The 7,389-nt window shown below is 61.2% G+C and carries 9 protein-coding genes and 2 tRNA genes; 4 read left to right on the top strand and 7 right to left on the bottom strand.

What is annotated here, in order from left to right:
• Window positions 1-189: 189 nt before the first annotated feature.
• On the bottom strand, window positions 190-993 hold the full coding sequence (locus VFO25_11195) for a hypothetical protein (GenBank protein ID HET9343466.1): 804 nt from the start codon (window positions 991-993) through the stop codon (window positions 190-192).
• A gap of 517 nt (window positions 994-1,510) precedes the next feature.
• On the opposite strand from VFO25_11195, the gene VFO25_11190 reads away from it, so the two are divergent.
• Window positions 1,511-2,179, top strand: coding sequence for an NIPSNAP family protein (locus VFO25_11190; protein ID HET9343465.1), 669 nt, complete (start codon window positions 1,511-1,513; stop codon window positions 2,177-2,179).
• A gap of 2 nt (window positions 2,180-2,181) precedes the next feature.
• Here VFO25_11190 and VFO25_11185 read toward each other — a convergent pair whose 3' ends face one another.
• Complete coding sequence (locus VFO25_11185) at window positions 2,182-2,757, bottom strand: hypothetical protein (protein ID HET9343464.1); 576 nt, start codon at window positions 2,755-2,757, stop codon at window positions 2,182-2,184.
• A gap of 132 nt (window positions 2,758-2,889) precedes the next feature.
• Between VFO25_11185 and VFO25_11180 the strand changes: the two genes are divergently transcribed.
• Genes VFO25_11180 through VFO25_11170 form a run of 3 tightly spaced genes read left to right on the top strand, consistent with a single transcriptional unit; the run spans window position 2,890 to window position 4,679 of the window.
• On the top strand, window positions 2,890-3,615 hold the full coding sequence (locus tag VFO25_11180; GenBank protein HET9343463.1) for a DUF899 domain-containing protein: 726 nt from the start codon (window positions 2,890-2,892) through the stop codon (window positions 3,613-3,615).
• An 11-nt stretch (window positions 3,616-3,626) separates the two neighbouring features.
• Window positions 3,627-3,767, top strand: a complete 141-nt coding sequence (locus VFO25_11175) for a hypothetical protein (GenBank protein HET9343462.1) — start codon at window positions 3,627-3,629, stop codon at window positions 3,765-3,767.
• Between the two features lie 3 nt (window positions 3,768-3,770).
• Complete coding sequence (locus tag VFO25_11170; GenBank protein HET9343461.1) at window positions 3,771-4,679, top strand: sigma-70 family RNA polymerase sigma factor; 909 nt, start codon at window positions 3,771-3,773, stop codon at window positions 4,677-4,679.
• 140 nt (window positions 4,680-4,819) lie between these two features.
• Here the strand turns inward: VFO25_11170 and VFO25_11165 are convergent, their stop codons facing one another.
• The 5 genes from VFO25_11165 to ndk all read right to left on the bottom strand — a co-directional run bounded on the left by VFO25_11165 (window position 4,820) and on the right by ndk (window position 7,320).
• The gene (locus VFO25_11165; GenBank protein HET9343460.1) at window positions 4,820-5,248 is read right to left on the bottom strand and encodes a carboxypeptidase-like regulatory domain-containing protein; all 429 of its coding nucleotides are present in this window, start codon (window positions 5,246-5,248) and stop codon (window positions 4,820-4,822) included.
• Between the two features lie 134 nt (window positions 5,249-5,382).
• Window positions 5,383-5,458, bottom strand: a tRNA-Glu gene (locus tag VFO25_11160).
• A gap of 21 nt (window positions 5,459-5,479) precedes the next feature.
• A tRNA-Ile gene (locus tag VFO25_11155) sits at window positions 5,480-5,552 on the bottom strand.
• A gap of 21 nt (window positions 5,553-5,573) precedes the next feature.
• Window positions 5,574-6,866: a phosphopyruvate hydratase gene (eno, locus tag VFO25_11150; GenBank protein ID HET9343459.1), complete on the bottom strand. Its 1,293-nt coding sequence runs from the start codon at window positions 6,864-6,866 to the stop codon at window positions 5,574-5,576.
• A gap of 4 nt (window positions 6,867-6,870) precedes the next feature.
• Window positions 6,871-7,320: a nucleoside-diphosphate kinase gene (gene ndk / locus VFO25_11145; GenBank protein ID HET9343458.1), complete on the bottom strand. Its 450-nt coding sequence runs from the start codon at window positions 7,318-7,320 to the stop codon at window positions 6,871-6,873.
• Between the last annotated feature and the right edge of the window lie 69 nt (window positions 7,321-7,389).

Raw genomic sequence — 7,389 nt, 5'->3', positions numbered from 1 at the left:
TTCGCGCCGCGTTCTGATTCGCCGAGAATAGCAACGATCTGCGATTCGCTAAAACGAGACTTTCGCACGGTAGCCTCCTGGATGGCGGTACGCCTCCAGGTTGCCCATCTCCGCTGGGATAACTCCGTGGGGCCAGGTCAGATTGCTAACCGATGGGGTGGAGGCGACTGCGGCGCTTCATTCGCGTCTCTAGTTGAATAGCAGGACCGAGGCCGAGTTAGCGCCGACGAACCATATATTGTTATCGCTTCCGACCGTCGGGGTTCCGAGACCGGAAGGGGGCACGATACGGTTTTCAATTTGGTGAGTTTGCACGTTGAAGCTGTAGAGCATGAATCTCCCGTCGTGCCTCATCGTCCAAAAAAGACGCCCACTTTTCGTCGGGCCAGCAAGCATGATAAGCGGCGTCGCACCAGACTGGTGCACCAGCAACGCGATTGGGTATCCGGTTACACCGCCGTGTGAGTCGAGCGCGTACATTCTCTTTGCGCCCATGCAATATAGCTTGCCGTAAGGGCCGCGCGTGAGATCAAATGCGTCAGCCGGCATCGGATACGTCGTTTGTGAACCATCTTGAACGTTCACGCGAACGAGCACGGCGTTGTTGTTGTTGTCGGTGCCCTCAACCCAAACATTGCCATCCGGTCCTGAAACGATCCTGGCCAGATCCTGCCAGGGGCCGCCCCCAAATTCAGTGTACTGACCCGTTCTCGTCATGCGGCCGATCCCGTTTTGGTGGAGTATCCACAAATTGTTGTCTGACCCGGTTACCATGCCGAGAGTTATGTCAGCTGGGTACTTAAACGGCAAGGGAAACGCGGTAGTGCCACCCGACTGAGTGACCTGTACGACGACAAAGGTGTAATCGGCCAGCGCATTGAGCGCATAAATGTTGCCGTCTGGGTTGCTCGTTATCCCTTGATCCTGGTAGAGGTCCTCGACATTGCCCGGCATCGGAAACGTCGTCTCGTTGCCCGACATGTCAATCTTCACGAGGCTGCGAACGTCACCAGCGACGTTACCCGGCGTGTAAAGGTCGCCATCGAGTCCGAGCGCTACGTCCCCACCTTCCGCATAGATCGGGAGTGAATAGAACTGCCACCCGCCGATTCTGGATGGCGCGAATGACGCTTGTATTGGTTCTAAGACCGAGTTCGGCAGGCTCGTGTGGGAACTACACGCGCATAGTAGCAAAAGGGCAAAGATGATATTCAGCGCTTGGCCTTTTATCACGGATCGATTCGTTTGCATATGAGTACGTGGACCCGCGACCACGCACAGTGCTTGTCCCTGCATCACGGCGAGCTCCCTGTGTAACCTTTGATTTTGATGCCGATTCGACGCTCTCCAAGCAACCGCCCCTGCCCGGCCGGTATAGCAAGAAATGCCTAAAAGCGTTTGACGAGCCGCTGCGACTTAGCCTCGAAAGGCCACAGGAATCCCGATTACAGGTGGGGGCCCAGTTGAGTTCGATAAGGACTTGTCGTAGTCGCTTGCGTAGCCGCTACCCATGCAAACCTGTTGTCCGATCGTCGAGCTGCGACAGTACACGCTCCATCCCGGTAAGCGCGACGACCTCATCGCATTGTTCGATCGAGAGTTCGTCGAGAGCCAGGAAGCGCATGGAGCGAAGATCATCGGGCAGTTCCGCGACGCAGGCGATCCGGATCGGTTCGTTTGGCTTCGCGGCTTTGCCGACATGGAGTCGAGGGAGAACGCGTTGCGTGCGTTCTACGGCGGCCCGGTTTGGAAGGTGCATCGGGAGGCGGCCAATGCGACGATGGTCGACTCCGATAACGTCCTGCTATTGCGACCCGCGCGCACGAACTCCGGCTTTCATCTCGACCGGGTCGAGCGCGCGCCCACGGGCGCTAAGGCTGCCGCCCACAGGCCTGTGTTCGCTACCATGTACTTCTTCGATGACGCCGTTCCCGAAAAATTCGTCGACAATTTCGAAGAGGCGGTGGTATCGGCGTCCGCGCAGTCCGGCACTCCCGTCCTCGCATATTTCGTGACGGAGAGCGCGCCGAATAACTTCCCCGCCCTACCGATACGCGAGGGTGAAAACGTCTTCGTCTGTTTTTCGGCGGCAGAGATAGGAGAGATCGATACGCGTTGGAAACGCCGGTCCACGGAAATCCTCAGGCTCGAACCGACCGCGAGATCGCTCGTGCGCTGATACTACCCGAGTCCGGTCGCGGTGGTGATGGCCGCGGCGAATGCGAGCTTGTGATCGCTGTTCCACGGCGGCCCGAGTGACTTCCGCATTTCGAGAAAGTGAGCGTCGAAATTCTCGACCTGCAGTGCCCGGCCCGCCGAACCAAGCACCTGCTTTGAGTCGTACCAATGGATAGCCGAGCCGCGCGCCTCGGCAGCGAAAGCAAGAGCTTGGCGATACATCACCCAGTCAGCGACGTTTCGGGCGCGATAGTCCTTTATTCTCTCGGCAATCGTCGGCGGAAGCTGCGGGCACCGGCGAAGTGCGATGCCGACGATGCCCGGTACCGTCTCCGCCACGGCCGCGAGCGCGAGTACCGCATGCCTCTCCGCCGACGCGCGCACTCGCTCGACCAGCGCCACTGCTGCTTCGATCGGCAACATTTGCCCTTCGTGGTGGTGGGGAAGACCCGGCAGATCATCGTCGACAAGCTCTACGCGGCGGCGGTCGAGGAGCGTTGCATCCCGCGCAACCGTCACTAGCACGGCCCAGCCACCGTGATCCGAAACCCCGACGATCGCGCCACCATCGTTTCGCACGTTGGCGGTTTTTCCGGGACCCTCTCCGGGTCATTCTGAGCACGCTCAAACGAATATCTGCGGCCCCGTATCTTTTTGACAGGGCTCAATCGTCTTCACCACAGCTCAGATAGTTATGGAGGGAATACCGCGATGAAGACGCCTCAGATCGTGCCTCAGCAACAGTGGGAAGCGGCGCGCGAGCAGCTGCTTGTCAAAGAAAAGGCCTTGACCCGCGCCCGAGACGCGCTGGCCGCCGAGCGTCGGCGCATGCCGTGGGTAGCCGTCGAAAAGAGCTACCAGTTCTATGGGCCCAAAGGAAGAGTAAGCCTCCTCGACATGTTCGAGGGGCGCCGGCAGCTCGTCGTTTACCGCGCGTTCTTTGAGCCCGGTGTCTTCGGCTGGCCGGACCATGCCTGCCGCGGATGCTCGTTGATGGCCGATCAGGTCGTCCACCCGTCGCACCTCAATGCCCGCGACACGTCGCTCGCGTTCGTCTCGCGCGCGCCACAAGCTGACATCGAGCGGCTGAAGGCCGCTATGGGTTGGCAGATGCCCTGGTACACGCTCACCGACAGCTTTGACGCCGACTTCGGCGTGGACGAATGGCACGGTACGAACGTGTTCTTCAGAGACGGCGAGCGCGTTTTCCGCACGTACTTCGTCAACAACCGCGGCGACGAACAGTTGGGCAGCACCTGGAACTATCTCGACATCACGCCGCTCGGGCGCCAGGAACTGTGGGAAGACTCACCGGAGGGCTATCCGCAAAGCGAGCCCTACAAGTGGTGGAACTGGCACGACAACTACGGCGATCAGACCTCGCCCGATGCGAAGTGGAGCCGAGTCGTCGATGCCGCGCTCACCGCGCTGTCGTGAGGTGCGATCACGTGATCGTGTTCGCTCACATATTCGGGATGCCGATCGAAGAGTGCGTCTTGCCGTGGGTCGGCGGCGGCGCAGGCGCCGGCATGCTGATGGTGCTCGGCTCCGGCTTTCGCCGTTTCATGCTGAACCGACGTATGAGATAACGCGTGCAAGACGAAACGGTCACGCTGCTCCCGGCGATGATAGAGGCGCGCGATCGCTTCATGGAGCTCGTCGACGAACTGCGGCCGGAGCTCCATCGCTATTGCGCGCGCATGACCGGCTCGGTCTTCGATGGCGAAGACGTCGTCCAAGATTCGCTCGCGAAAGCCTATTACGCCCTTGGCCAGATGAGGGAGCCGCCGAACTTAAAGCCCTGGCTCTTCCGCATCGCGCATAACACCGCCGTGGATTTTCTCAAACGCTACGAGCGCAAGAATGTCGAGCCGGTTTCGGCGGTGCCGGATCGCGCCGAGCCGGAAGACGACCGTGTCGATCCGGCACTCGTTGAAGCCGCCCTGACGACATTCATCGAACTTCCGCCCGTGCAGCGCGCTGCGATCATTCTCAAAGACGTGCTCGGTCACTCGCTCGAGGAGGTCGCAACGACGATGGGGACGACCGTCGGCGCGGTGAAGGCAGCGCTTTCGCGGGCGCGAGCGAACATCGCTCCGCGAGCGGTCTCGGCGTCGCCGCAAAAAGTGCCAGCGCTTTCCACCGAGGAACGCGTCTATCTCCAGCGCTACGTGGATCTCTTCAACGATCGCGATTGGACGACACTTCGCAAGCTGCTCGCCGAGGAGGCGCAGCTCGAGCAAGTATCGCTTGTCCAGCGCCGAGTCAAGGATGCAGGCTATTTCGATCGCTACGCCGAGATCCTCAAGTCCGAAGATGTTCGGGCCGAACTGCGATTCGTCGATAACGTCGCAGCGATCGCGATGTTCCGCCCGCCATCGAGCGACGCAGCGGCATATTTCGTCTTGCTCGAATGGACGGACGACCGGATCTCGCGCATTCGCGATTTTCGTTACGTGCCGTACATCGCCGTCGACGCGCAGAGCACGCCCGTGCCCTAGCTGGTCGGGCTCGCCTATAAGGTAGCGTTTCTGATCTTCCAGGCGCGGTTCCGGATACGATGATGACAGATTGTGAATCGCTCATTCGACTCGCTCACCAACGAAGGCGATGCGCGGCGCGCTCTGTCGGGCCTTACACGCTAGCCGATCGGGCCGTAGTACTGCGTGCCCTGGCATGGCACGAACAATTCAAGATCGGTCATCGACATGTCGATGAAGCTCGTCTCGTCGGCGAATACGACGACGCGCGGCACGCAGTAGAAGTTCCAGCCCGACATCACCGGGCGGATCTCGTAGACCCCCGGATTCATCGACAGGAAGACGAAGAAGCCGTTCGAGTCCGTCGTGCGCGCGTCGAGCAGCCGCCTCGAGAAGTCGACGTCTCGGACGGGTTGCGTCGCGTACGGCAGATCGACGATCTGCACGGTCGCGCCTGGAAGGGGGTGCCCTTCCATCGTCATGACATACCCGCTGATGACGCCGGTCGTGCCCGCGGTCGCTGCGAGCGGAAGAAGCGTGACGACCCCAGCCGATAAGGCGGCCGCGGTCATGATGTTCAATCGACGCATGAGGTCAAGCTCCGCGCGGACAGGTTAAGGCTTTTGCGTTTCGATTCGGGCGCAAAGCCCCCCTCGCCGTCGGTTTTCATATTTGCAGCGCACGTAGTGACACGAAGCGGACCGGTTTCGGTCCGCTTCGTTTTTGGTACCCCCAGGGGAATTCGAATCCCCGTCGCCGCCGTGAAAGGGCGGTGTCCTAGGCCTCTAGACGATGGGGGCACATCTTGCGCGTTTCAAAACTGGGCCCGGAAGGATTTGAACCTTCGACCAACCGGTTATGAGCCGGCCGCTCTAACCGCTGAGCTACAGGCCCACCGACATCCATTTCGGCGCCTCACCTCGCGAATGCCTTCGCGCCGAGGTATGCCGACGACGAACCGAGCTCGCTTTCGATGGCCATAAGACGGTTGTATTTCTCGACCCGATCGCTGCGCGAAAGCGAGCCCGTCTTGATCTGGCCCGCGTTGAGCGCGACCGCGAGATCGGCGATCGTCGTGTCCGCGGTCTCGCCGGAGCGGTGCGATATCACCGGCTTGTATCCGGCGCGCTGCGCCGTCTCGACGCAGTCGATCGTCTCGGTCAACGTTCCGATCTGATTGACCTTGACGAGGATCGCGTTCGCGACGTGCTCGTCGATGCCACGCTGCAAGAACTTGACGTTCGTGACGAAGAGATCGTCGCCGACGAGCTGGACGCGATCGCCAAGGCGCGATGTCAGTTCCTTCCAGCCATCCCAGTCGTCTTCGCCGAGTCCGTCTTCGATGCTGACGATCGGAAATGCGCCGACGAGTTTTTCGTAGAGATCGACCATCTGTGAAGACGTTAGCGGCTTCCCGTCACGCACCGCGAGGTAACCGCCCTGCTCTCGGAACTCGCTCGACGCCGGATCAAGCGCGAGCGATACGTCGCTTCCGAGCTTGTAGCCCGCAGCGGTGATCGCGTCGCAGATGTACCCGAGCGCTTCTTCTATATGGGTGAGCGGCGGCGCGTACCCGCCCTCGTCGCCGACGGTCGTGGCAAAGCCCTTCTTCTTCAATGTCGCACCGAGCTTGTGGAAGACTTCGGCGCCGTAGCGCACCGCTTCGGCGAGCGATGGCGCGCCGACCGGCACGATCATGCATTCCTGGAATTGCAGCGCGCCGTCGGCGTGCTTACCTCCGTTGACGACGTTCATCATCGGCACCGGCATCACCGACGCTTGCGTGCCGCCGAGGTAACGATAGAGCGGCATCTCGAGGTCGGCCGCAGCCGCGTGCGCGCACGCGAGCGAAACGCCGAGCATCGCGTTGGCGCCCATGTTCGCCTTGTTCGGCGTGCCGTCGAGCGCGATCAGCGCCTTGTCGATGCCGGCCTGATCGGCGACGGGAATGCCGCGCAGGGTCTTCGCGATCGGCCCGGTGACGTTGTGTACCGCCTTGAGGACGCCCTTGCCGCCGTAACGCTTCGGATTTGCATCGCGCAACTCGAGCGCTTCGTTCGTTCCGGTCGACGCACCCGACGGAACCGCCGCTTCGCCGACGTTTCCGGCTGACGTCTTGACCGTGACGCTCACCGTCGGATTGCCGCGCGAATCGAGGATCTCTCGTGCGTGGATGTCGACGATCGTCGAGCCGCCGTCGGTGGTCATCGGGCTACTCCGTGATCCAGCGTTGGACGGCTCGCTTGTAACCGACGAGCTCGGCCGCCTTGAAGAACAGCTTGATCTCGCGCTTCGCGCTCTTCGGACTATCGGAACCGTGGACGAGATTGCGTCCGACCTCGATGCCGAGATCACCGCGGATCGAACCGGGCGTCGCCGCGACCGGGTTCGTCGCACCGATCGTCGTGCGGCAGACCTCGATCGCATTCGGCCCCTCGACGACCATCGCGACGACAGGCGTGCTCGTGATGTAGTCGACCAGTCCCTTGAAGAACGGTTTGCCGACGTGTTCTTTGTAGTGCTCGCGGGCGAGCGAAGTGCCGACGTGCATGAGCTTCATGCCGACGATCTGAAGGCCGCGCCGCTCGAATCGCGTGACGATCTCACCGATCAGTCCCCGCTGCACGGCGTCGGGTTTGGCGAGGATGAGGGTGCGCTCCACGGTTCGTTCCTTCCTTACTATATGCCCGGGAAAAACCGAGCGGTCGACCTTTAAGGTCGACCGCCGGAG

The sequence above is a fragment of the Candidatus Eremiobacteraceae bacterium genome (genome assembly GCA_035710745.1).
Classification (GTDB): Bacteria; Vulcanimicrobiota; Vulcanimicrobiia; order Eremiobacterales; family Eremiobacteraceae; genus JANWLL01.
Note: the sequence above shows the minus strand (reverse complement) of the source record. Positions and strands in the feature narration are given on the sequence as shown.

Coding starts and splice junctions, on each gene's coding strand:
- VFO25_11165 (HET9343460.1), bottom strand. CDS start 5,248: ATGCGTCGATTGAACATCATGACCGCGGCCGCCTTATCGGCTGGGGTC.
- VFO25_11180 (HET9343463.1), top strand. CDS start 2,890: ATGAAGACGCCTCAGATCGTGCCTCAGCAACAGTGGGAAGCGGCGCGC.
- VFO25_11190 (HET9343465.1), top strand. CDS start 1,511: ATGCAAACCTGTTGTCCGATCGTCGAGCTGCGACAGTACACGCTCCAT.
- eno (HET9343459.1), bottom strand. CDS start 6,866: ATGACCACCGACGGCGGCTCGACGATCGTCGACATCCACGCACGAGAG.